The organism is Hydrogenophaga aromaticivorans (assembly GCF_013387465.1).
Taxonomy (GTDB): Bacteria; Pseudomonadota; Gammaproteobacteria; order Burkholderiales; family Burkholderiaceae_C; genus Hydrogenophaga; species Hydrogenophaga aromaticivorans.
On the sequence record NZ_VYGV01000006.1, the window covers coordinates 304,656 to 327,863 of the forward strand.

A 23,208-nucleotide genomic window follows, 5' to 3' on the forward strand; every position below is an offset into this window, starting at 1 on the left:
TCAGTCCTTTTGGGTTGCGGCTGCAGTCGGGGCGAGGGGCGCGGCGTCTGTGGGTGAAGCGTCGGGCAGGAGGTACGCCAGCCGGGCCCATAGGCGGGCGGTCGAGAGGTGCAGCTCGACGCGCTCCATCTCCAGGGCCAGCGCCATGCGTCGTGCGGCGAGCACATCCCCCAGCCGGGCGTTGCCGCCGCGGTAGGCCGCCTGTGCCAGGTCCACGCGCTGGCGCGCCCAGGGCAGGCGCTCGCGGTCGATCAGCGCCAGCTGTTCCAGACCGGCCCGCCAGGCGGCCAGCCAGCGCTCGGTCTCGGCGAGCGCCTCGCGCGCCCGTTCTTCGCGCTCGGCCTGCAGTTCGTCCACGCGCGCCAGGCGCGCGGCGAGCACACGGTCTTGACGCTGCGGCCGGTCCCATTGCAGCGGCACCGACACCGCCAGCGACACCATGTTGTCGAAGCGCGGGCGCCGGTGGCTGAACATCAGCTCGCCGCTCCAGTCGGGCTGTCGATCCTGTCGCGCCAGCTCGGCGTCGGCCTCGGCGCTGGCGAGACGCGCGCTTGCCAGCGCGAGGTCCGGGTGTTGCTGCAGCTGGGGCGCGAAGCCATTGGTCGACAGCGCCAATGGGGTCAGCGCGGGCGCATCGCCCAAGGGTTGATCGGGGTTGGTTCCGGTCCAGCGGGCCAGCGCCTGGCGCGCGTTGACCAGACCGGCCTCGGCACCAAGCAGGGCTTGCTGCGCCTGGGTGACCGCGTCGCGCGCATTCAACCAGTCCACCGACGGGCTGTTGGCGCCAGCGGGCAGAGCGCCGCGGGTGGCCGCTTCGGCGGCCTGGAGCTGCAGGCGGTTCTCGTTCAGTTGCGCACGCAGCAGCGAGACCCGCTGTTCCTGGGCGTGCCTTTCAAACCAGGCGATGGCGGTGTCGCGCCGCAGGCTGGCCGCGCGCTGTGCCCGCGTGGCCAGGGCCACGTCTGCTTCGCGCTCGAAGCGTTGCGAGCGGGCCTGGCGCTTGCCCTCGGCGGGGAACGCCTGCATCAGCGAAACGGCTTTGCTGGTCATGGGCTCGGCCGATGTGCTGAAGCGGTTGTCGCCTTCGATGGGCAGGCTGTTGAGCGAGAACCGCAGCACCGGGTCGGGTCGCTGACCCGCTGCCACGGCAGCCTCTCTGGCCGAGCGGGCGGCCGCATCCTGCGCGTTCAGGGCCTGCGAGCGCGCCAGTGCGGCTTGAACAGCCGCAGCAAGAACGAGCGGCTCGTTGTTCGATGCCCGGACGGGCGATGCGACGCCCAGCCACAGGGCGATCAGCAGGGCGGTGGCTTGGAAAAGGCGGTTGGGCGCGACGGCGCGTACCACCGGCCTCTCGGGCCGGCTCATGGCCGTTGGAAGGGTTGACATATCTCTGCTCCATGAAGATGAACATGGGCTGCGCACGACACAGGCGGGCAGCCACATCACGGAAGGCGCACCAGCCTCAGCAGCGGCGCGCGGTCCGGATCAACGGAGTCAGAGGGTGGGTGGGCGCCAGACGCTGGCGGGAGCGCCGCGCGGTGGCGTGGGCGTGGCGGTCACGAGCAGCACGCTCGTCGGCAAGGCCTGAACGATGGGCTGCAAGGGCGCTGTGAGCCAGCCGGTGGGCGCCTGGCACTCCTGGCCGGTTTTGCAGAGTTTGCCGGTCAACGCCACGGTCGCCGCGTCATTGCAGCAGTCTACGATGTCGTCCATCTCACCGAGGTCGGCCATTTCTCCGCTGGCGGCGTCGGCTTGCATCGCCACCATGTCGCCCATGGGGCAAGGCGCTTGCACGCCCGCGCCCGCAGCCCAGCCCTGGAGCGGGATGGCCAGGCACAGCAAGAGGGCAATGAGCAAACGCATGAAGGAATTTTAGGTGGGTGTGGAGAACGCGTCGTACTTTTTTGCGTTTGATATGGCTCAGCGACGGCGCCAGACAAGCACTGCAACGATCGACATCGACAGGTAGTTGGCAACCATGAACCACGGCGTGTTCCAGGCCAGCCCATCAAAACCCCAATAGGTCACCGGATAAAAAACGGGGGAGGGATAGAACTCAGCGGAGTGCGTGAACACGTCGATCAGGATGTGCGACCACCAGCCCAACAAGGGAATCCAGAAACGGCCCAACCACATCCAGCTGATGGCAGTGACCACACCGGCCACCAGGGCGCTGTGCATCACACAATGCAGGTGGTGGGTGAGTTCCGTGACGACCGGAGACAGCGCAGGCTCATACCCCGGCAGAGCGTTGGCGTAGGCCAGCAGGACTGTCCAGCCGTCGTGCGAGAACAGCGCGAGATAAAGCAACGGCAACAACTGAGCGAGGTCGGGCACCACGGCCAGACCCAACGCCAACACCGTGGTTCGGCGGTCCAGGCGCCGATGCCGATGCATCCACGCGGCACCGACGCCCACCCACAGACCGTGTGCCAGGATGTCCACGGTCAAGGACTCGGGTGTGATGCGCCCGGCTGGATTCGGGCCGCCCGCAGGCGCAGGGCATTGCCAATGACCGAAACCGAACTCAGGCTCATGGCCAGCGCGGCGATCATGGGAGAGAGCAGCCAGCCGGTGAACGGATACAGAAGACCCGCGGCGAGTGGAATACCCAGCGCGTTGTAGACAAAGGCAAACGCCAGGTTCTGCTTCATGTTGGCTACGGTGGCCACCGAGAGGTCGCGCGCGGTGGCGATACCGCGCAAGTCCCCCTTCACCAGCGTGAGTTGGGCGCTGTTCATCGCCACATCGGTGCCGGTGCCCATGGCGATCCCGACATCGGCTCGCGCCAGTGCTGGTGCGTCGTTGATGCCGTCGCCCGCCATCGCCACCACGCGGCCCTCGGCCTGGAGGCGTTCGACCAGCTTGAGTTTGTCGGCGGGTTTGACCTCGCCATGGACCTCGTCGATGCCCAGCCGCTGGCCCACGGCGCGCGCCGTGGTCAGGCCGTCGCCGGTGGCCATCACCACGCGGATGTTGGCCTGGCGCAGCGAGGCCAGGGCATCGGCCGTGGTGGCCTTGACCGGGTCCGACACCGCCAGCAGACCAGCCAGTGTCCGGTCCACTGCCAGGTGCATGACACTGGCCCCCTGCCCTCGCAGCGCTTCGGCTTCGGTGGCCAACGGTGACACATCCACCCCGAGCTGCTGCATCAGCGCGGTGTTGCCCAGCGCCAGCTGCTGCGAACCCACAACACCCTGCACACCGATGCCGGATTCGGAGTCGAACTGCTCGGGCTTTTCCAGCACCAGCCCCTGCTGCTTCGCGGCGGCCACGATGGCGGCAGCCAGCGGATGTTCGCTGCCCTGATCGAGGCTGGCCGCCAGGCGCAACACCTCGTCTTCGGAAAAACCACCGAAGCCGATCGCTCGCTCGAAGGTCGGCCGCCCTTCGGTCAGGGTGCCGGTCTTGTCCACGATCAGGGTGTCGACCTTGCGCAGGTTCTCGATCGCGGCGGCGTCGCGGAACAACACGCCGTGCGTGGCGCCACGCCCCGTTGCCACCATGATCGACATCGGCGTGGCCAGGCCGAGCGCACAAGGACAGGCGATGATCAGCACGGCCACGGCGTTGATCAGCGCGTAGACCCAGCTCGGCTGGGGCCCGAACAGGCCCCAGCCCAGGAAGGTGAGCAAGGCGGCGCCCACCACGCCGACCACGAAGTAGCCCGCCACCTGGTCGGCCATGCGCTGCATGGGCGCTCGCGAGCGCTGCGCCATGGCCACCATCTGCACGATCTGCGCCAGCACGGTGGCCGATCCCACGTGTTCGGAGCGCATCACCAGCGCACCGCTGGTGTTGAGCGTGGCGCCGATGAGCTTGTCGCCCACCCGCTTTGTGACCGGTAGCGGCTCGCCGGTGAGCATGGACTCGTCGAGTGCGCTGCTGCCCTCGACCACGGAGCCGTCCACCGGCACTTTTTCGCCCGGACGCACACGCAGCAGATCACCCACGTGCACGTGGCCCAGCGGCACGTCTTCTTCCTGGCCGTCGGCACCGATGCGGCGGGCGGTCTTGGGCGCCAGGCCCAGCAGCGAGCGGATCGCCGCCGAGGTCTGCGAACGCGCCTTGAGTTCCAGCAATTGCCCCAGCAAGGTAAGCGAGATGATCACCGCGGCCGCTTCAAAATACACCGCCACGCGCCCCATGGAAAGAAACGAATCGGGGAAGACCTGCGGGGTCACCGTGGCCACCACGCTGTACACAAAGGCCGCGCCCGTTCCCAGACTGATGAGGGTCCACATGTTGGGGCTGCGGTTCATGATCGACTGCGCTCCACGCACAAAGAAGGGCCAGCCCGCCCACAACAGGATCGGCACCGTGAGCACAAGTTCGATCCAGCTCTGCACCGCCATGTCGAACCAGCCCAGGCTGTGGCCGAACATGGCCAGCACGGTGACGACCACGGTGAGCGGCAGGGTCCACCAGAACCTGCGCTGGAAGTCCTGGAGTTCGGGGTTTTCCTGCTCATCCAGTTCGGGCAACAAGGGCTCCAGCGTCATGCCGCACTTGGGGCAGTTGCCCGGGTGGTCCTGCCGGATCTCCGGGTGCATGGGGCAGGTGTAGACCGTGCCAGCCACCGCCGGGGCTTGTTCCTGCGCAGGCGCCGGGGCGAGGTATTGCAGCGGGTTTGCCGCGAACTTGCCCTGGCACTTGGCACTGCAGAAATAGAAGGTCCGGCCTACGTGCTCCGCCTGGTGAAGCGATTGTTCGGTGACGGCCATGCCGCACACGGGGTCCTTGAGCGCCGCCGGATCGGTCCGGTGGTCAGGGGAATGCACGGCCGGGTGCCGGTGCGCTGTCATATCCATGGCGTTCTCCTTCCAGGCCGCTGCACACCAGGGCGACCCGATGGCATGACCCCGTTTGTTTTTCAAGGACTCACGCTGATCCCGTTGGGTCCGACGCCCACGGCGACGGTGGCAACGGACTTGCGCGACCGGACATCAATGACCGACACCGTGTTCGCATAGAGATTGGTCACGTAGGCATGGCGCCCATCGTTTCCCACCACCACGCCGTGGGCGCCGATGCCCGTTTGGATGCGCTGCGTGCTGAAGGTGGAGAGATCGATCACGCTCACAGTATTGCCGGGGCTCTTGCGGCTGCCCTGATTGGCCACAAAGAGGAAGCGGTTGTCGGGTGTCGCATAGAGCTGGATCGGCACATTGCCGACCCGCACTTTGTGGATCACCTTGCGGCTGACCGGGTCGATGACGGCGACGCTGGCCTCTTGCGACAGGGACACGAAGGCCAGCCGACTGTCGGACGTGAAGCCCACCTGAGCGGGGCCCTTGCCCACGGGGATCTGGCTGATTTCCTTGCGGCTTTCCGTGTCGATGACCGACACCGTTCCGCCCTTCAGGTTCGCGACATACGCCTGCTTGCCATCCGGACTCAGCCGGATGCCGTGAGGAAATTCTCCGGTCGGAATGGTGTCGACGACCTTGAGCGATTTGGTATCCACCACGCTGAGGGTGTTGTCGCCACCATTGGTGACGTAAGCCCAGCGGCCGTCGGCAGACACCACCACATGGGCCGGGTGTTTGCCCACCACCACGCGGGCGACCACCTCGTCGGTTTCCGTGTCGATGGACCAGACTTCGCCAGCTTGGGACATGGCGCCGTGTTCGGCGGTCGACATGCCCGCATGGGCCATGCCGGCAGCGGCGGATTTAGGGGTGCCGTTGTTGGTGACCCAGGCCAGCTTTCCATCGGGTGACACCTGGACGTTGTGCGCTCCCGCACCCACCGCAACGTGCCGAGTGAGCTTGAAGGTTTCGGCGTTGATCACGCTGACGGTGCCGGCACCTTCATTGGCCACGAATATCTTGCGATCGGCGGCGTGAACAGACAGGCTGCCGGCCAGCAGCACTGCTGATACGAGGGCCTGTGTCCAGGCAGAAAATTGGGGTTTCACAGGTGTCTCCGGGTTGAAGGATCGATGCCGTTGCATGGTCGTGGGTGAGCGTCCGTTGGTGCCGGACGTTGTCAATGGGCCGAGAGGCGTTTCAGGCTTTCACCGTGAAGCGCAGCATCACTCCCGCTTCGGCGTGTTCATGTGAGTGGCAGTGAAAAACGTGGTCCTGATCGCCCACGAGCGGGTGGGCGAAGTCGATGGCAACCCGCGCCGATTCGCCGGGCCACACGTGCACGGTGTCGATGACACCCTGATCCTGTCACCCAGTTTTCGCGGGCACCGCGTTGCACGCTCAACGCCGCCGTCGCCCGTCACTTGCCGGCGGGAGGGGTGGCTGCGGCTGGCATGCGCTGCATCATCATGTCCATCATGTTCTGCATCATGTCCATGCGCATTTCCATCATCTGTTGACGCTGTGAGGGGTCCGCTGGCGCGGCACCCGGGGCGCCCATGCCGGGCATGCCGCCCATTGCCTTCATGCCGTTCATCATGTCCATACCCTCATGCATGGCCTTCGTGTGTTCGGCCATCAGGGCTTGGCGTTCGACCGGCGTCTGGGCTGCTGCCATCTTGGTGCGCATTGCCTGCATGGTGGCCATGTGCTGCTGCATGTGTTGTTGCATCTGCGGCATCGAAGCCATGCCCATGGGCATGCCGGCCGGCGGTGCAACGGCGGTCGGGGGCGCTGTGGTCGCCGTGGCGGCAGGATGGTGCAGGCTGTGATCAGCGGCTTGCTGCGCTGAAGCAGAGAACGTCACACCCGTGACGACGACCATCAGCAGGGTGGGGATCCACTTGGACATGTCAATTGCCTTTCATGACTGGCCTCTGGCGGGATTGCCAGAGCAGGCTTTGAGGTGATCGACAACCATGGGGTCTGTCGGCCCCCTCACGCCATGCAGTCAATGTAGGCATCGGCTGGAGTCGGCAAGATGACCCGAAGATGACAAAAAAGTCAGGATCAGGGTTGCGACGGCTGGTTCGCCTGGCGGTTGATGCCGTCGTGATGGCCCTGGATATCTTGCGACCACCGGGACTTGATCCACGACAGGACGGCCACGATGTCGGCGTCGCTGAGCGAATCGCCAAAGGCCGGCATGTTGGAGACATAGTCCGGCAAGCCTGCGGCCTTGGCCACACCCTCTTTGGTGATCCGAATCAGCACATCGTCGGGGTGGTGCCAGGTGTGACCACTCTCGTCATGGGGTGGCGCAGGCAGACGCCCGTCGACCCCCCGCTCCCTCCAGTTCGCCTGCCCCTCCAGATTCGCGCCGTGACAACTGGCGCACCGTGCCTGATACAGCTGCTCTCCCCGTTGGAGCATCACCGGGTCATCCAGGCGAAGCACGCCCGGTGGGTTCGACCCAATCGGATCGGCAGATCGCCACACCAGAAAGGCTGCCGCCACCCCTGCCAGTGCAAGACCGGCCGCAGCAAAACGGAAGGACCGGGATCGCAGAATCACTTCGCGGGCTGGATGTCGGTCACCGTCATCTGACCGTTCTCGTTCGTGGCCATGAACTGGACCTTGGCACCGACGGTGGTCTTGTCCAGCAGGGCCTTGTCCTTGACCACGAAGACCATGGTCATGCCGGGCATGTCCATGTGCTTGATGTCACCGTGCTTGATGGTGATCTTGCCCGCTTCCTTGTCGATCTTGCGGACTTCGCCATCGGTCATGCCGGGCGTTTCCGCCATGCCCATCTTTCCGTGGTCCATGTTCATCTGAGCGAACACGGGACTTCCGAGAAGGGAGGAGAGGGTCAAGGCGGCTGTGCCCAGAATCCGTTGTACTTTGGTCATCGTTGGTTCCTGAAATGGTGAGATGAAACTGTGCCTGATGCGCGACGCCCTTACTTGGCAGCCACCTTGACCTGCCCCTTCATGCCCGCGTCGAAGTGACCCACGTGCAGACAGGCGAAGTCAACGGCTCCAGCTTTGGTGAACTGCCAGATCACCTCACCCTGTTTGCCGGGAGCGAGTGAAATCTTGTTGGGTTCATCGTGCTCCATATCGGGGAATTTCTTCATCACCTCGTAGTGCTCCAGCAGTTCTTCTGGCGTTCCCAGGCTGAACTCATGTTTGACGCTGTCGGTGTTCTTCAGCACGAAGCGGATCGTTTCGCCTTGTTTGACACGGATGTCCGAGGGCTTGAACCGCATGCCGCTGCTCATGTCGACCTGGATCGTGCGAGTGACCTTCGAGACCACACCCGGCTTTCCAATCGGGGACTCGTGGTGCCCGCCAGCGTGGTTGCCGGCGCCCATGGCGGCCGTGGTGGCCAACATGGCGCCAGAGAAAAGCAGCGCAGCGCGAGAGGGCAGGATGGAAACTGAAAATGTCATGGGGCTTCTTTCAAGTGAGGGACTGACAACGGGGGAACTGCAGGAAAAATGGGGAAGGCGCTGGATAAGCGGTTCCAACCCAGATACACCGTGGAACCGGCTTTGCCGGGCCACTGGTGTCGTCCCCCTGGGGGGAAGACGCGAAGCGGCGCAGGAGGGGGGATTCTCTTTAATGCGACATGCCGTTGGCGGTGGGCTTTATCGCCTTGGCGGTCGCGGGTGTCGTGTCGCTGCTGGCCGCGGGGCGCGGCGTCGGCGGGAGCGCTCCGTTCCACTCGTAGGCCACGGTGCCTTCGGGGAATTTGTAGGGGCCCGGGTCCCTGTAGTCACCCGGTTTCTGATCCTTGCGGACCTTGAAGACCGTGAACATGCCGCCCATCTCCAGCGGTCCGAACTGGCCGGTGCCGGTCATCATGGGGGCCGTGTTGTCGGGAATGGCCATCTGCATCTCGCCCATGTCGGCCATGCCGCGCTCGCCCATCAGCATGTAGTCGGGTGCGACCTTCTGGATCTTCTTGACCAGGCCGCGGTGGTCCACGCCGATCATGGTCGGCACATCGTGCCCCATGGCATTCATGGTGTGGTGGCTCTTGTGGCAATGCATGGCCCAGTCGCCCTCTTCATCGGCAATCAACTCGATCTGGCGCATCTGTCCCACGGCCACATCGGTGGTGACTTCGTACCAGCGCGTGCTGGGCGGGGTCGGGCCACCGTCGGTGCCGGTAACCAGGAACTCGTGCCCATGCAGGTGGATGGGGTGGTTGGTCATCGTCAGGTTGCCAATGCGGATGCGCACGCGGTCGTTCAGGCGCACGTTCAGGCTGTCGATGGCCGGGAAGACGCGGCTGTTCCAGCACCAGATGTTGAAGTCGGTCATGGTGTTGATCTTGGGCGTCTTGCTGCCGGGCTCCACGTCGAACGCGTTGAGCAGGAAGCAGAAGTCCCGGTCCACGGCGCTGATGTGCGGGTGTTTGGCCTTGGGGTGGGTCACCCACATGCCCATCATGCCCATGGCCATCTGCACCATCTCGTCCGCGTGGGGGTGGTACATGAAGGTGCCTGGGCGGCGCGCTTCGAACTCATAGACATAGGTCTTGCCCACGGGGATGGCCCGCTGGGTGAGTCCGCCCACGCCGTCCATGCCACTGGGCAGCCGCTGACCGTGCCAATGGATGGTGGTGTGTTCGGGCAGCTTGTTGGTCACGAAGATGCGCACGCGGTCACCCTCGACCACTTCGATGGTGGGTCCCGGGCTCTGGCCGTTGTAACCCCACATGTTCACCTTGAAGCCTGGTGACACCTCGCGCACCACGGGCTCGGCCACCAGATGGAATTCCTTGACGCCATCGTTCATGCGCCAGGGCAAGGTCCAGCCGTTGAGGGTCACCACGGGGTTGTACGGCCGGCCGGTCGTGGGAACGAGTGGCGGCGCGGTGTCGACGGAGGTCTGGATGACGGGCTCTGGCAAACCCGCCAGGGCGGAGCGGGCCACGGCCAGGCCGGCCACGGAAGCGGCGGCACCGGCAAAAAACTGGCGTCTGGAGTTGTTGTTTGTCATGAATGCTGTCCTTTCAATGCGCTGCTGCCGAGGCCACTTCACCAGCGCCCCCCAGTGATACGAAGCTGTCGGGCTCTCCGCCCTGCAAAACCCACTGAAGATCGGCTTCAGCGATCCAGAAGTCGCGCTGCGCGCCGATGGCATCCACCGTCGCCTGGGACTGGTTGCGCACTTCGTCCAGCAGGTCCCAGACGCTCTTGAGCATGCCGTTGTAGTGAAGGACCGTTTCTTCGGTGATGAACTCACGGGTTTTCAGGACATCCCCCTGGCTGTCGAGCGCCAGCGCATGGGCGGCCATGTAGGCGTTCATGGCCCCCTTGGCCAGTGCCCTGTTGCGAAGGCGCTCTGCAACAGGAAGCAGATGGCGAACGGCTTCGGCGCGCTTTTGCAGATCGGCATCGGCCATGGGCTGCGCCGGGATGGCGGGAAGTTGGTCCGGGAGCGAAAAGTCATCCTGAAGGCCCGTTTGCCCCATGGTCTTGACCAGATGGCTTTGGGCCTGGGCGGCGACTTGCTGCGCACGCCGGAGATTCATACGTGCGCTTGATGCGGCCAGTTGAACGGGCGACAGCTGCAACTTGCTCCAGTTGCCCACCGTCACCATGCGCTGTCCCAGTTCATGGGCAGCCTCGGCGGCCTCCAACATGTCGCGCTGATGCTTTAGGACCTGCTGAGCCGCTACAGCCTCCATCCAGGCTTTGCGCCCTGCTGCAGCCACCTCCAGCACCTCGCCGGCATCCTCGACGCGACGCTGAAGACTGGGGTCGAGTTCCGTCCAGCGGCCCTCAGCGATCAATTGCACGTTCTTCGAACCCAGTTTCGACAACGGACGGGCCAGTTCGCGATGGACCGTCCAGGCCATGCGAACCGCGGCCTCTGCGTTAGGGATGGCGACACCCGTGGTGCTGACTGGCGCCGTGGTCGATGCACTCGGATGGGCCTGCTCCCACTTGAGCACGTCCGCATGGCCACGTTTGAGCGCACCCACTGCGTCATTGGCCTGACGCCAGTCGGATTCTTGTGAAGGGCTGGCCGTCTGCGCGGAGAGCGCAAGCGGCAGGGCCAAGAGGCCCGCCACCAGCAGTTGGCTCGTGGCTCGGTTACTAGACGAAGATCTCACTGCAGTCGCTCCTTTTTGATATAGATCAAACGGGGCGAATTCTGCGGGTGGTCGTCCGTCAACTCCATGTCGAGTTGATTACAAAACTGTCATTTTTCTCCGCACAGCCGCCCGCGCGGGCAAACTAGCGGTCAGGAGCACGACCGTGAAGATTCTGATTGTTGAGGACGAGCCCAAGGCGGGCGACTATTTGAGGCAAGGCTTGCGGGAGGCCGGCTATGTGGTGGATCTCGTCACCAATGGTGTTGACGGTCTCCACCATGGGCTCGAAGGCGACCACGACCTGGTGATCCTGGACGTCATGCTGCCCGGCATGGATGGCTGGCAGGTTCTGAGCAGCCTGCGCAGCCAGGGGCGGGAGATGCCGGTGCTGTTTCTCACCGCCCGCGACCAGGTGGAAGACCGCGTCAAGGGTCTGGAGCTGGGGGCCGACGACTACCTGGTCAAGCCGTTTTCGTTTGCCGAACTGCTGGCCAGGGTACGCACCATCATGCGGCGCGGTCGCTCAGGTCTGGAAGCCTCCACGCTGCAGGTGGCCGACCTGGAGCTGGACCTGTTGCGCCGGCGCGTGACCCGCTCGGGCAAACGTATCGACCTGACGGCCAAAGAGTTCGGCTTGCTGGAGCTGCTGATGCGCCGCCATGGCGAGGTGTTGCCGCGCTCCTTGATCGCTTCGCAGGTGTGGGACGTGAATTTCGACAGCGATACCAATGTGATCGAGGTGGCCATGCGCCGCCTCCGGGGCAAGGTGGACGATCCCTTTGAACCCCGCCTGATCCAGACCGTGCGCGGCATGGGCTATGTGCTGGAAGTGCCGGAGGCTTCGAACTGATGCTCGGGAGACTGTCCCTGACCGCGCGCCTGACCGCCTTCTACGCGCTGGTGTCGGCCACTGTGCTGGTGGGGCTGGCGATCCTGGTGGCGTTCGCCACGAGCCGGCACTTTGTCGAACTCGACCGGGGTTACCTGCAGGAAAAGATCGGACTGGTTCAGAAGATCGTCACAGAATCCCCGTCGCCGGATCTGCTGTCTGGCCGGCTGGATGAGCTGCTGGGCAGTCACCACGGACTCTTCATCGACTTGCGCCAGGGCGATCGTCGGGTGTACGGAACCGAGGGCATGGTGTTTCCCTCAGACCTGGCGCCACAAGGCGCCACTCCCACCGACTGGACTCGGGGCGACCAAACCCTGCGCGGGCTGAGCGCGCGCATCGAGCCGCCCTCGTCCTCGCCAAGCGCGCCGGACGCGGACGGTGCGACTATGCAACTGCTGATCGCCCTGGATACCGGGCACCACCTGCATTTCATGCGGTCCCTGAGCCAGACGCTGGCGTTCTACTCGCTGGGGGCCATCCTGGTCAGCGGCCTGCTGGGTTGGTGGGCCGCGCGCCGCGGCCTGGCGCCACTGCGCATCATGAAAGAGCGTGCCATGACGGTCACCGCGCAGAAGCTGGACCAGCGCATGCCCGTCGAAGCCGTGCCGGTGGAGTTTGCCGATCTCGCCGAAAGCCTCAACACCATGCTCGCGCGCCTGCAGACGGACTTTGCGCGTCTGCAGGAATTCTCCAGTGACCTGGCTCATGAGCTGAGAACCCCCATCAACAACCTGCTGACCCAGACCCAGGTGTCGCTGGCGCAGAAACGGGATGCCGAAGCCTACCGGGACATCCTCGCTTCCAACGCAGAAGAGTTCCAGCGACTGGCGCGCATGGTGTCCGACATGCTGTTCCTGGCCAAGACCGAACACGGGCTCGAACTCCCTAACACGGAGGCGATCTCGCTGGATCAGGAAGCGCTGGATCTGTTCGATTTCTACGATGCCGTGGCCGATGAAAAGCGCATCCGCTTGAAAATCACGGGAGAAGCCCAGGTCATGGGGGACCGCTTGATGGTCCGGCGTGCCATCGGCAACCTGTTGTCGAATGCAATCAGGCACTCGCCTGCTGAAGCCGAAGTCGAGGTGGTTATCGGAAAGAGGACTGGCGAAGCCACTCTTTGCATCACCAACAGTGGATTGACCATCGCGCCCGAGGTCTTGCCACGGTTGTTCGATCGATTCTTTCGCGTGGACAAATCGCGCAGCCATCCGGAATCCGATGGCACAGGTCTCGGCCTGTCCATCACACAAGCCATCATGGCAGCCCACGGCGGTTCCGTTTCGGTCACCTCGACCCAAGGGCAGACCACCTTCTGTCTCACGTTTCGCAGCACGCATGCAATTTGAGCATTGAACTCCATCGTGCCCAAACTTGAGCGATAGAGCATGGGTAAAGCGTGCTACGACAAGGCCGTTTTTGGAAATATCCGTATGTGCAAAATTTCCGCATTCAGAACAAAGATCGCTTTTCACTGCACATCGATCTTTGCCTTCGAGACATCGACCAGCTGCAACGGGTCGGGTTCAGCCGCTCACCTCGGGCGCAAGAAGTCATTCTCGAAGCGCGACCCGGCTGGTATGTGTTGTGAGGCCGGTAACGGAGGTGCAGCGGTCGCTCGATCCGTTCATCCTTGAATGACAGGTGACCTCGCTCGCTGCTGACATTCAGGCGTGCTTGGTCACCGTCAGCACCCAGCCTGGAACGGGCATATATCTTGGTGCCGGTGAACCGCCGTATCAGGCCAACATCAAAGTGCAACCCCCATCATCGCCTGACCTCATGATCAACAACCGCCCCCATTCGTGTCGGTTGTGTGCGGTCTGGCGGAATCCTGGACAGCCCGACCGGAAGGGATGATCCCTGCAGGAACAATGCGATCGATCCGGCCAGCTTCACGTCTCTGGCATCCGGCGACTTGGCCAGGGCCTGGCCGATGTGCAACCAGGCACGCAACGCCTCTGTACGGGTGGTCCGCGATTTCGGGCTGCTCTTGCCCTCTGGTCTGGCTTTCCTCAACCGCCCGTCCTCCCTGGCCTTCAGTCGCCAAAGATGTTCCGAGTTCCTGGTCTGAAACCGGGTGGCCTGCCGGGTGGCCTCGGCCTCCACCCCGTAACCACGCAGTTTCTCGGCAAAGGTCTCGCGCCATCGTTGCAAGTCGGCCTTGCGCGGGTTGAGTCGTTTTCCGTAGAACGACTCCGCCCGCACGCTGAGGTGCACGTGCGGGTGCGCCTGGTAGTCGTGCAGCACCATCACGTACTTATGGTTCGCCAGCTCGGTCTTTGCAAATTCGCTCGCCGCCCGCTGGACGATCCGCGGGTCCGTGCCGCGTGGCATGGACAGCATGATGTTGAACGCCTCGCGCCGGTGTCCTTCGTCCCCGATCAGGCTGCCGCCATAGCGCCACTCCTCGCTCAGCTCGTAGACAGCGGACCGACCTTGCAGGACCTCGCCCTGTTCGTTCTCCATGCCGAGACGGCCGTTCTTGCTGATGTACCGGAAGTGCGCCGCAATGGCCAGCATGCCCCGCCCTCCCCCGGTGACCTTGACCATGACCTGAGGCGCCCTTTTCACCACGGTGGATTCAATGCGCTTGCGGATGGTGTCTGCGCGCTGGTACATGCTCCCATCGTCCAGCTTGGGTTGCGGCCTGACCTTGACCACCCGGTTGCCTGGGTAGAACAGGCGATCACCCCATTGGACGAGTACCCCGTCGATGTTCGACGCTTGGCTCATGGCGCTCTCCTTGAAGTCACCGGTTGGACCGGTGGGAGGTCTCGGTGGGTGACCCACGCGGGCGCAGATCGGCCATCAGGGCCGCCGCCTGGGCGAGGTGACGCCGGACGTCTCCGTCCAGCGTGTCGAGCATGTCGCGATAGGCCACTGCTTTTTGCACTTTGCTCTGGGCCAGCAGACGCGAGAGGGTGTGGATGTTCCGGTTGAGGCTGGAGAGCTTCGCGTTGGACTTGATGAGTTCAACGATTTCCGCGGTGCGGCTTGCTCCTGTGGTCAAGGCAGGAACACCCGTGATCAAGCCTGCCAGGTAGGCATCGCGCGACATCTGCGCGATGTGCGCACCGACAGCCAGTCGCTTGGCCTCTGGGGTTGTCAATCTGATTGACAACTTGACCCGGGGCACATGCGACGCGCCAAGGCACCCGGTATCGAAGACCAACTGAGGGACGGACTCGGACTGTCCGAGTTCACGGGCCACAGCCCGACGAACCAGCACCGACACGCTCTCCCGGCGGGCCTGGGCGCTGCTCACCAGCGCGGCCTTGAGGCCGCGCAGATCGACCGTGATGAAGTCAGGGTTGCGGGTGTTCATGGATCCCCCAAAGTTCAAACGAGAGCGAAGCGAGTGGTTTGTGAAATCGGCGGCGGGCCGCCTATCTCTGCACTCACCCATGCAGACAGTCTGTCCCTGGATCGAGCACCCTGACGTGCTGGATTCGGGCGTAAATCCAGTGCGGAACTTGGGCGCAGAGGCATCTAAGATCGCCTCAATCCATCGATACGGTCGACTCAGCAGCACGAAGACTGAACAAGCTGAACCACCAGCGAACCGACAGTGCACAAACTGAACAGGGAGTGAATCGCCACTGCATAGACACTGAACCGGGACGCTTGACCGAATCGCGGCGCTTGTTTATTTCTCTAGTTATTTATTGACAAGTAACTAGCATTTACAACGTGCACTCAGTGAACACCGGTTCCTGGCCGAAGTGGCCCTGCGGGCACCGCGTGGTGTCGTGTGCCTGCTGTCGGCACTGCGCGTCCATGGCATCGGCACCCAGGCGCCGTTCGAGGTCTGGCTGGTGATTCCTCCGCACACACCCAGACTGGAGCAACCGGCGCTGCGTGTGGTGCGCATGTCGGGCCCGGCCCTCTCCGAAGGTGTTGAACCCATAGGTATCGATGGCGTGGCCGTCCCGGTGTTAAACGCCAACAAGACGGTGGCCGACTGCTTCAAGTTCCGCAACAAGATCGGCCTGGACGTGGGGATGGAGGCACTGCGCGATGGCTGGGCGCAGCGTAAGCTGACCATGGATGCACTGTGGCACTACGCTGCGGTCAACCGCGTGGCCAATGTGATGCGGCCGTACCTGGAGAGAGTTCCAGTGTGATGTTTCATCGCAACATGCTCCGTGCTTACTTGCACACACTTGAACTGACCGGGCAGCTTGTGAAGGCTAGACCGTTTGGCCTGGTGGTATTTTCGGTGGTATCTCGAAACTCAAACCACAGAAAACCGAGAATTCATGAGGCCTGTAGCCCATGATGTGAACGACGCCCTCCCGCCAAAAATGAGTCTCAGAGCGTCCCACAACGCCTCACAAGACACCCTGAAAGCCCCGGAATACCCAAGTGTTCCGGGGCTTTTTTGTTTCCGGGCATCCCGTAGCGGTAATTGCCATCCCAGGTTTTCCTCGCAAGCGGGTTGGCACCCTCGATCGTTCAGGAGGACCCCGTCGTCGTTTCCATCAGGCTGCGGGTGACGCGCGGCGGCTCCTCACCGAGGTGAAAGGCCAGCTTGCGGTCGCGCAGCGCCACGTCGGCGGCGGTGACGCGGTCAAAGCGCCGCAGGTGATCGGTCCAGGACTCGTCGACGATGACCTCGACAAAGCGGCTGGGGTCGTGGATGTCGTGCAGCAACTCCCACGACAAGGCTCCGTGGCGCAGGCGGCTGCGGCGCCCTTCGCCCAGCATCAGGTCGCGGAAGTCGGCCGAACGTGCCGGATCGATGCGGTACTCGACCATCACCATCACATGACCCCGGGGCGGTGGTTCTGTGATCTGTGGCGCCGGAAAAATGCGCTTGGGCGTGAGGTCGTCCTCCAGCCCGGAGTCCGGCATCAGGCGGTTGGCCAGAAACATGGAGAGCAGCCCTGTCACGGAAGCGATGCCCAGGCTGACCGGCACGCTGGTCCAGGTGGCCACCTGGCCCCAGATCGCGGCACCCAGGGCGCTGGAGCCCATGATCGCCATCTGGTACATGGACATGCCGCGCGCGCGCACCCAGTCGGGCAGGCCCATCTGGATCGAGACGCTGAGCGTGTTGGCGGAGGTGATCCAGGCCGCGCCGCCCAGAAACATCGCGGGAACCGCCACCCAGACCTGGTCGGTCAACGCCATGGTCGCCATGGCACCCGCCTGCAGAGCCGTGCCGCGCAGGACGAGACCGTCGCGCGGATAACGGCGGCGCAAGGCCGGCAGGAACGCCGCCGAAGCGATGGCGCCCGCGCCCATGGCCGCCAGAAACAGCGTGAAAGTGCCAGCACCGCCGCCCTGCATGCCGCGCGCCAGCAGGGCCAGCAGGGCCAGCAGCGCAGTCGAGTGAAAGAAGAAGATCGAGATGCGCAGCAGCACGCCCTTCAGGTGGTAGGACTGGCCCACGTACTGCAGGCCCACGCGCATCGCGGTGCCCAGGCGCTCGCGCCCCAGCGGATGCGGCTTGTGCTCGTGCTTCCAGCGGCTGATGATGACCGCGGCCACCACGGACAACACCGCGTTGAGCAGAAACACCCAGGCGCTGCCAGCGCTGGCGATCAGCGCGCCGGCCACCAGCGGACCGATGATGCGCGAGGCGTTCATCGACACGCCGTTGAGCGCCAGCGCCGCCGGCAACTGGTTCCGGGGCACGATCGTGGGCACGATGGCCGAAAACACCGGCCAGCGCATCGCCATGCCGATGCCGTTGACAAACGTCAGCGCCAGCAGCAGGGCCGGGGTTATCGCGTCCAGGAAGATGAAGGCGCTCAGGATCGACGCCACCACCGCCACCCACAGCTGCGTGAAGAGGAAGAAGCGCCTGCGGTCCAGGCTGTCGGCCAGCGCGCCGCTGGGCAGGCCCAGCAGGAACACCGGCAGGGTGGACGCTGTCTGCACCAGCGCGACCCAGAGCGGCGTCGTGGTGAGCGAGGTCATCATCCAGGCCGCCGCCACATCGCTCATCCACATGCACACGTTGGCCATGAGCCAGGTGATCCACAGCATGCGAAAGACCGGTTGGCGAAGCGGCGCGATGGGAGACAGGTCGTCGTCGGTGCGTGGCATAGGGGCACTACTGTAGAGGGCGCGCTCCCTTCACGCTGAAATGGTTTGAATCACCCTTGAAACGGCCAGTGCGTCAAACCGTTGGACGCAGCGGCCCGCCGCCGGGTGAAGCCTTTGGCGTTGTGATGCCTCCCCCGGATCCGATCACTGCCCAATTGGCGTTGGGCAGCTCCCGGCTTGTTGATCCAACGTCTCTTTAAGCCTTCTCAGGGTCGCGGGTTCAGACGCGTTCGATGATCAAGGCGATGCCCTGCCCCACCCCGATGCACATGGTGCACAGCGCGTAACGCCCGCCCATGGCGTGCAGGCGGTTGACCGCCGTGGTGGCCAGGCGCGCGCCGCTGGCGCCCAGCGGGTGGCCCAGCGCGATGGCGCCGCCCCAGGCGTTGACGCGTTCATCGTCGTCTTTCAGACCCAGGGTGCGCAGCACGGCCAGGCCTTGGGCGGCAAAGGCTTCGTTGAGTTCGATCACGTCGAGCTGGTCCAGCGTGAGGCCGGTGAGCGCCAGCACCTTCTGCGTGGCCGGCGCCGGGCCGATGCCCATGATGCGCGGGGCCACGCCGGCCGTGGCCATGCCGACGATGCGGGCCTTGGGGGTGAGGCCGTTCTTCGCCGCCGTGGCTTCGTCGGCCAGCAGCAAGGCACAGGCGCCGTCGTTCACGCCGCTGGCGTTGCCGGCCGTCACGGTGCCGTCGGGCCGCACCACGCCCTTGAGCTTGGCGAGTGTTTCGAGGCTGGTTTCGCGCGGGTGTTCGTCGGTGTCCACGACGAGGGGGTCGCCCTTCTTCTGCGGAATCGTGACCGCGCAGATCTCGCGCGCCAGGTGGCCGGCCTTGATGGCGGCGACGGCCTTCATCTGGCTTGAGAGCGCCATGCGGTCCTGGGCTTCGCGTTCGATGCCGTAGTCGGTGGCGACGTTCTCTGCCGTTTCGGGCATGGAATCCACCCCGTACTGGGCCTTCATCAGCCTGTTGACGAAGCGCCAGCCGATGGTGGTGTCGTAGACGGCTTTGTTGCGGCTGAAAGCTGACTCGGCTTTGGGCATGACGAAGGGCGCGCGGCTCATGCTTTCCACGCCGCCGGCGATCATGAGGCCGGCTTCGCCAGCCTTGATGGCGCGCGCGGCCGTGCCCACGGCGTCCAGACCCGAGCCGCACAGGCGGTTGATGGTGGCACCGGGCACCTCCAGCGGCAGGCCGGCGAGCAGGCTGCTCATGTGGGCGACGTTGCGGTTGTCTTCACCGGCCTGGTTGGCGCAGCCGAAGAGCACGTCGGTGACGGCGGCCCAGTCGACGTTCGGGTTGCGTGCCATCAGGGCGCGCAGCGGGATGGCGCCGAGGTCGTCGGTACGCACGCTGGAGAGCGCGCCGCCGTAGCGGCCGAAGGGGGTGCGGATGGCGTCGCAGATGAAGGCCTGGGTCATGTTGTGTTTCACGAAATCGGGTTGAACAGTTGGGTCGACAATTCAGCGAGCGTCATGCCCGCTGCCGCCTGAGCCAGGGGCTGATGCGGTAGCGCTCCCCGCGGTAATACGCATCGAGAGATTCCATCACCTGCGTGACGCCCGCGACGCTCCAGCGCGCCAGCCACTCGAACGGCCCGGCCGGGTAGTTGACGCCGAGTTTCATCGCGGCGTCAGCGCCTTCGGGGGTGCACACGCCTTGTTGCACGGCGTCTGCGGCCTCGTTGATCAGCATGGCGATCGTGCGCGCCACCACCAGCCCGGGCGCATCGGCCAGGGGCACGGGCGCAAAGCCGAGCGCGGCGAGCCACGCCGGGGCCTGCTGGCGCCAGCCGGCGCTGGCCTGGGGCGCCACCGCATAAGCGAGCGCGCCGCCGGGCGCCGCCGGCCACAGCAGCGGGCGGTCGAACACCGCCACATCGGCCACCCCTTCACGCGCCGCGATGTCACCCGCGGTGCGGCCATCCGTGAGCACGAGCCGGGCGCCGCCGATGTCCAGGCCCACCCAGGTCTGTCGCTGGCGCGAGGGTGCGGCGTCGCCGGACAACCCGCCCTGAGCGACGAGCTGTTCCAGCCGGTCGGCGATCTCGCCGTCGCCGTGCACGGTGACGGGTCCCATCGCCAGCGGCACCTCGTGCGCCGTCGCGGGCAGCGCCGGTGCGCCCTCGGGGTAGGTGTAGAAACCGCGCCCGCTCTTGCGGCCCAGCAGGCCACCGTCCACCAGCTCGCGCTGGACCAGCGAAGGCACGTAGCGCTTGTCGCCAAAGTTGGCCTCGAAGACCGAGTTCGTGACCGCGAAGTTGGTGTCGTGGCCGATCAGGTCCATCAGCTCACAAGGCCCCATGCGAAAACCCGCTGCCTTCAGGCAGGCGTCCAGGCGCTGCGGCGTGGCCGCCTGCTCCTGCAGCAGGGCGAGGGTCTCGGCGTAATACGGCCGCGCGATGCGGTTGACGATGAAACCCGGCGTGCTGCGCGCATGCACCGGCACCTTGCCCCAGGCCACGCTCAGCGCTTCGATGGCCTGGGCCACCGCCGCATCGGTCTGCAGTCCGGACACCACCTCGACCAGCTTCATCTGCGGCACGGGGTTGAAGAAATGCATGCCCACGAAACGCTCGGGATGCAGCAGGCCGTTGGCGATGGCCGTGACGGAGATGGACGAGGTGTTGCTCGCCAGGATGGCAGCCTCACCGACCACCGACTCCAGCTGCCGGAACAGGCTGCGCTTGGCATCGAGGTTCTCCACGATGGCCTCGACCACCAGCGCGGCGCCCGCGGCCGCGTCCAGTGAGGGAATCGGCTCAATGCGGGCCAGCGTGGCCGCCGCGGCCTCGGCGGTGATCTTGCCCTTGGCCACCAGGCCGTCGAGCGTCGCCGCGAGTTTCGCCTTGGCCTGCGCCGCGGCGCCTTCGCGCATGTCGAACAGGAACACCGGGTGGCCCGCCTGGGCCGCCACCTGCGCGATGCCGGCCCCCATGATGCCGGCGCCGACGACCAGCACCGGCGCGTTGTTGAGAGAGGTCATGTTGCGCTCGGAATCCAGTGGGCGGGGCGTTTGGCGAGGAAGGCGGCGAAGCCCTCGCGCGCCTCGTCGGTGCCGCGCACGCGGCTGATGGTCTGCGCGGTCAGCTCGCGCGCCTCGGGCGTGATCGGCCCGACCTGCAACTGGGCAAACAGCTGCTTGATCTCGGTTTGCGCGTGGGGGCCGCCGGTGAGCAGCTCCTGGACGGTCGAATCCACCGCTGCGTCCAGCGCTTCCAGGGGCACCACCTGCTGCACCAGGCCGATGGCCAGCGCTTTCGCGGCATCGATGCGCTTGGTGGTGAGGGCCAGCCACTTCGCCTGGCGCTTGCCCACCGCGTTGGTCACATAGGGGCCGATCACGGCCGGCAGGATGCCGAACTTGGCTTCGCTGACGGAGAAGCTGGCGTTGTCGGCGGCCACCGCAGCGTCACACGCACAGGTCAGGCCGACGCCCCCGCCGAGAGCCGCGCCCTGCACCCGCGCCACCGTGGGTTTGGCGCAGGCTTCGATGCGCGCCAGCATGCCGGCAAAGCGGCGTGCGTCGGCCAGATTCCATTCGTGGCTCGCCGCGCTGGCGCGCTGCATCCACTGCAGATCGGCCCCCGCGCTGAAGTGTTTGCCATCGCCCGCCAGCACGATCACGCGCACGGTAGGGTCGGCCTCCAGCTCGGCGAACGCAGCGTCGAGCTCGCCGATCATGGTCTCGTCGAAGGCGTTGAACACCGCCGGGCGCGACATGGTGACCTGGGCCACGCCAGGGGCGCGCCGCGAGACGACCAAGGTGTCAAAAATGCTCATGTCCATCGGTCCTTCACGGTCCATCATTCAGTAGGTTTCCAGGTGCAGCCGCCCTTCGCGCTTGAGCGCGGCGCCGATGGCGTCCCAGTTCAGCCCGGCCTGGGTGGCCACGTCGTGCAGCGCGAGCACAACGCCCTCTTCCATGCTTTTGAGGCCACACACATAGAAATACGTGTTCGGATCCTGCAGCAGCACGGCGAGGTCGGCGGCGCGTTCGCGCATGGCGTCCTGCACGTAGCGCTTTGGCTGGCCCGGCGTGCGGCTGAAGGCGAAGTGGGTGTCGATGAAGACCCTGGGCAGGTTCTGCAGCGGCCCGAAGTACGGCAGCTCTGCCTGTGTGCGCGCGCCGAAGAACAGCATCAGCTTGCCGCCCTCGAACTTGCCCGACTGCCGCAGGCGCCGGCGCCATTCCGTCATGGCCCGCATGGGCGCCGAGCCCGTGCCGGTGCAGATCATCACGATGTTCGATTTGGGGTGGTTCGGCATCAGGAAGCTGGTGCCGAAGGGGCCGATCACCTCCACCGTGTCGCCCACCTGCAGGTCGCACATAAAGTTGCTCGCGACACCGCGCACCGGCTGACCCGAATGGTCTTCGAGCACGCGCTTGATGGTGAGCGAGAGGTTGTTGTAGCCCGGGCGCTCGCCGTTGCGCGGGCTGGCGATGGAGTACTGGCGCGGGTGGTGCGGCCGGCCCTGGGCGTCGGTGCCGGGCGGCACGATGCCGATGGACTGGCCTTCGAGCACGGGGAAGGGCATGGCGCCGAAGTCGAGCACGATGTGGTGGGTGTCGTAGTCGTGGCCGACCTGTTGGCCGACTTCGGTAACGCGCACGTTGCCGGTGACGGTGGCTGTGACGGTCTTCTGCGCAGCCTTGGGGCCGTAGAGGTTGGTGTAGGCGTGGGCGGCGCTCCAGGGCGGGATGATCGATCCGTAGGCGGCGGACTTGAAGGTCTCCTGGCCGGTGGGGTCCATCGGCGTTTCGGAGACGGGTTCTGGCTCGGTCTCGGTGGTTGCCACGTCGGCTGCTTCATCGCCCACGAGCGCGGCGCGTTCGGCCGCCGACAGCTCGACGGGCAGTGTGTCCCAGGTCAGCTGCTCGGCCAGCGAATAGGCCTTGATGCGCGGCATGGTGCGGTAGTTGTCGATCGAGCCGGTGGGGCACGGCGAGATGCAGTCGTTGCACCAGTTGCACTTCTCGGCATCGACCACGTAGTTGCGCGAGTCGTGGGTGATGGCCTGCACCGGGCAGATGGATTCGCAGGTGTTGCAGCGGATGCAGATTTCCGGGTCGATCAGGTGCTGCTTGATCACAGCCGCTGGGGCAGGCGCGTTCATGGGGTGTCTCCGGTGGTTTTTTGGCAGTTTAGTTCTGAGTTCGACAGCAGGTTTGAGGAGGCATTTTTGCGTTGGCGTGGCGCCGCGCGACACGGCGCGGCTGACTCCGTTCGTGTCCCCCGCCGGCCTGCGGCCGGCTCCTCCTTTACCTCACTGCGCCAGCCACACCGCGTCGCGCTGGTGGGCGCTCGCACGGGGGAAGAGGAAACCCCACC

General features: G+C 65.2%; 21 protein-coding genes and 1 pseudogene. 3 read left to right on the top strand and 19 right to left on the bottom strand.

The genetic code is table 11. The features are described 5' to 3' along the window. The 12 genes from F3K02_RS05805 to F3K02_RS05860 form a co-directional block, all read right to left on the bottom strand. Complete coding sequence (locus F3K02_RS05805; protein WP_177134232.1) at positions 1–1,386, bottom strand: TolC family protein; 1,386 nt, start codon at positions 1,384–1,386, stop codon at positions 1–3. 108 nt (positions 1,387–1,494) lie between these two features. Further along, positions 1,495–1,863 carry a hypothetical protein gene (locus F3K02_RS05810; protein WP_177134234.1) on the bottom strand — a complete coding sequence of 123 codons (369 nt, stop codon included), beginning with the start codon at positions 1,861–1,863 and terminating at the stop codon, positions 1,495–1,497. A 57-nt stretch (positions 1,864–1,920) separates the two neighbouring features. After that, entirely contained in the window at positions 1,921–2,445 is a 525-nt protein-coding gene (locus tag F3K02_RS05815; protein ID WP_218179366.1) for a metal-dependent hydrolase, read from the bottom strand. Between the two features lie 2 nt (positions 2,446–2,447). Beyond that, positions 2,448–4,811 carry a heavy metal translocating P-type ATPase gene (locus tag F3K02_RS05820; protein ID WP_425485565.1) on the bottom strand — a complete coding sequence of 788 codons (2,364 nt, stop codon included), beginning with the start codon at positions 4,809–4,811 and terminating at the stop codon, positions 2,448–2,450. Positions 4,812–4,873: 62 nt separating this feature from the next. Continuing rightward, positions 4,874–5,875, bottom strand: coding sequence for a YVTN family beta-propeller repeat protein (locus tag F3K02_RS05825; protein ID WP_343067008.1), 1,002 nt, complete (start codon positions 5,873–5,875; stop codon positions 4,874–4,876). A gap of 136 nt (positions 5,876–6,011) precedes the next feature. Next, positions 6,012–6,164, bottom strand: a complete 153-nt coding sequence (locus tag F3K02_RS27950; protein ID WP_425485571.1) for a multicopper oxidase domain-containing protein — start codon at positions 6,162–6,164, stop codon at positions 6,012–6,014. Between the two features lie 67 nt (positions 6,165–6,231). After that, positions 6,232–6,723, bottom strand: coding sequence for a hypothetical protein (locus tag F3K02_RS05835; RefSeq protein ID WP_177134240.1), 492 nt, complete (start codon positions 6,721–6,723; stop codon positions 6,232–6,234). A 158-nt stretch (positions 6,724–6,881) separates the two neighbouring features. Continuing rightward, complete coding sequence (locus F3K02_RS05840) at positions 6,882–7,382, bottom strand: c-type cytochrome (RefSeq protein ID WP_425485572.1); 501 nt, start codon at positions 7,380–7,382, stop codon at positions 6,882–6,884. Beyond that, positions 7,382–7,639, bottom strand: a complete 258-nt coding sequence (locus tag F3K02_RS05845; RefSeq protein WP_425485566.1) for a copper-binding protein — start codon at positions 7,637–7,639, stop codon at positions 7,382–7,384. The genes F3K02_RS05840 and F3K02_RS05845 overlap by 1 nt, the downstream gene beginning before the upstream one ends. Positions 7,640–7,773: 134 nt before the next feature. After that, the gene (locus tag F3K02_RS05850; RefSeq protein WP_177134245.1) at positions 7,774–8,265 is read right to left on the bottom strand and encodes a cupredoxin domain-containing protein; all 492 of its coding nucleotides are present in this window, start codon (positions 8,263–8,265) and stop codon (positions 7,774–7,776) included. A 169-nt stretch (positions 8,266–8,434) separates the two neighbouring features. Continuing rightward, positions 8,435–9,823 carry a multicopper oxidase family protein gene (locus F3K02_RS05855; RefSeq protein WP_177134246.1) on the bottom strand — a complete coding sequence of 463 codons (1,389 nt, stop codon included), beginning with the start codon at positions 9,821–9,823 and terminating at the stop codon, positions 8,435–8,437. Between the two features lie 13 nt (positions 9,824–9,836). Then, positions 9,837–10,889 (bottom strand): TolC family protein, encoded by a 1,053-nt coding sequence (locus tag F3K02_RS05860; RefSeq protein ID WP_177134248.1) that lies wholly within the window; start codon positions 10,887–10,889, stop codon positions 9,837–9,839. Between the two features lie 199 nt (positions 10,890–11,088). Between F3K02_RS05860 and F3K02_RS05865 the strand changes: the two genes are divergently transcribed. Both F3K02_RS05865 and F3K02_RS05870 read left to right on the top strand, forming a co-directional pair. Next, positions 11,089–11,775 (top strand): heavy metal response regulator transcription factor, encoded by a 687-nt coding sequence (locus F3K02_RS05865; protein WP_177134250.1) that lies wholly within the window; start codon positions 11,089–11,091, stop codon positions 11,773–11,775. Beyond that, positions 11,775–13,166, top strand: a complete 1,392-nt coding sequence (locus F3K02_RS05870) for a heavy metal sensor histidine kinase (protein ID WP_177134252.1) — start codon at positions 11,775–11,777, stop codon at positions 13,164–13,166. Before F3K02_RS05865 ends, F3K02_RS05870 begins: the two co-directional genes overlap by 1 nt. A 418-nt stretch (positions 13,167–13,584) precedes the next feature. Here the strand turns inward: F3K02_RS05870 and F3K02_RS05875 are convergent, their stop codons facing one another. Both F3K02_RS05875 and F3K02_RS05880 read right to left on the bottom strand, forming a co-directional pair. Next, positions 13,585–14,553, bottom strand: a complete 969-nt coding sequence (locus F3K02_RS05875; RefSeq protein WP_246309199.1) for a relaxase/mobilization nuclease domain-containing protein — start codon at positions 14,551–14,553, stop codon at positions 13,585–13,587. Positions 14,554–14,569: 16 nt separating this feature from the next. Further along, the gene (locus F3K02_RS05880; RefSeq protein WP_177134254.1) at positions 14,570–15,145 is read right to left on the bottom strand and encodes a hypothetical protein; all 576 of its coding nucleotides are present in this window, start codon (positions 15,143–15,145) and stop codon (positions 14,570–14,572) included. 364 nt (positions 15,146–15,509) lie between these two features. Between F3K02_RS05880 and F3K02_RS05885 the strand changes: the two are divergent. Then, positions 15,510–15,944: pseudogene (locus tag F3K02_RS05885) on the top strand (type IV toxin-antitoxin system AbiEi family antitoxin domain-containing protein); the annotation flags it as partial. A gap of 331 nt (positions 15,945–16,275) precedes the next feature. On the opposite strand, the gene F3K02_RS05890 reads toward F3K02_RS05885, so the two are convergent. The 5 genes from F3K02_RS05890 to boxA all read right to left on the bottom strand — a co-directional run bounded on the left by F3K02_RS05890 (position 16,276) and on the right by boxA (position 22,993). Then, complete coding sequence (locus tag F3K02_RS05890) at positions 16,276–17,874, bottom strand: MFS transporter (protein ID WP_177134256.1); 1,599 nt, start codon at positions 17,872–17,874, stop codon at positions 16,276–16,278. Positions 17,875–18,094: 220 nt separating this feature from the next. Beyond that, on the bottom strand, positions 18,095–19,297 hold the full coding sequence (pcaF, locus tag F3K02_RS05895) for a 3-oxoadipyl-CoA thiolase (RefSeq protein WP_177135407.1): 1,203 nt from the start codon (positions 19,295–19,297) through the stop codon (positions 18,095–18,097). A gap of 52 nt (positions 19,298–19,349) precedes the next feature. Further along, on the bottom strand, positions 19,350–20,861 hold the full coding sequence (locus F3K02_RS05900; protein WP_177134258.1) for a 3-hydroxyacyl-CoA dehydrogenase: 1,512 nt from the start codon (positions 20,859–20,861) through the stop codon (positions 19,350–19,352). After that, the gene (locus F3K02_RS05905; protein WP_177134260.1) at positions 20,858–21,658 is read right to left on the bottom strand and encodes an enoyl-CoA hydratase-related protein; all 801 of its coding nucleotides are present in this window, start codon (positions 21,656–21,658) and stop codon (positions 20,858–20,860) included. Before F3K02_RS05905 ends, F3K02_RS05900 begins: the two co-directional genes overlap by 4 nt. Positions 21,659–21,685: 27 nt before the next feature. Beyond that, the gene (gene boxA, locus F3K02_RS05910; protein ID WP_177134262.1) at positions 21,686–22,993 is read right to left on the bottom strand and encodes a benzoyl-CoA 2,3-epoxidase subunit BoxA; all 1,308 of its coding nucleotides are present in this window, start codon (positions 22,991–22,993) and stop codon (positions 21,686–21,688) included. Positions 22,994–23,208: the final 215 nt, after the last annotated feature.

Coding starts and splice junctions, on each gene's coding strand:
- F3K02_RS05805 (WP_177134232.1), bottom strand. CDS start 1,386: ATGTCAACCCTTCCAACGGCCATGAGCCGGCCCGAGAGGCCGGTGGTA.
- F3K02_RS05810 (WP_177134234.1), bottom strand. CDS start 1,863: ATGCGTTTGCTCATTGCCCTCTTGCTGTGCCTGGCCATCCCGCTCCAG.
- F3K02_RS05820 (WP_425485565.1), bottom strand. CDS start 4,811: ATGGATATGACAGCGCACCGGCACCCGGCCGTGCATTCCCCTGACCAC.
- F3K02_RS05835 (WP_177134240.1), bottom strand. CDS start 6,723: ATGTCCAAGTGGATCCCCACCCTGCTGATGGTCGTCGTCACGGGTGTG.
- F3K02_RS05845 (WP_425485566.1), bottom strand. CDS start 7,639: ATGGACCACGGAAAGATGGGCATGGCGGAAACGCCCGGCATGACCGAT.
- F3K02_RS05850 (WP_177134245.1), bottom strand. CDS start 8,265: ATGACATTTTCAGTTTCCATCCTGCCCTCTCGCGCTGCGCTGCTTTTC.
- F3K02_RS05855 (WP_177134246.1), bottom strand. CDS start 9,823: ATGACAAACAACAACTCCAGACGCCAGTTTTTTGCCGGTGCCGCCGCT.
- F3K02_RS05870 (WP_177134252.1), top strand. CDS start 11,775: ATGCTCGGGAGACTGTCCCTGACCGCGCGCCTGACCGCCTTCTACGCG.
- F3K02_RS05875 (WP_246309199.1), bottom strand. CDS start 14,553: ATGAGCCAAGCGTCGAACATCGACGGGGTACTCGTCCAATGGGGTGAT.
- F3K02_RS05880 (WP_177134254.1), bottom strand. CDS start 15,145: ATGAACACCCGCAACCCTGACTTCATCACGGTCGATCTGCGCGGCCTC.
- F3K02_RS05890 (WP_177134256.1), bottom strand. CDS start 17,874: ATGCCACGCACCGACGACGACCTGTCTCCCATCGCGCCGCTTCGCCAA.
- pcaF (WP_177135407.1), bottom strand. CDS start 19,297: ATGACCCAGGCCTTCATCTGCGACGCCATCCGCACCCCCTTCGGCCGC.
- F3K02_RS05900 (WP_177134258.1), bottom strand. CDS start 20,861: ATGACCTCTCTCAACAACGCGCCGGTGCTGGTCGTCGGCGCCGGCATC.
- F3K02_RS05905 (WP_177134260.1), bottom strand. CDS start 21,658: ATGAGCATTTTTGACACCTTGGTCGTCTCGCGGCGCGCCCCTGGCGTG.
- boxA (WP_177134262.1), bottom strand. CDS start 22,993: ATGAACGCGCCTGCCCCAGCGGCTGTGATCAAGCAGCACCTGATCGAC.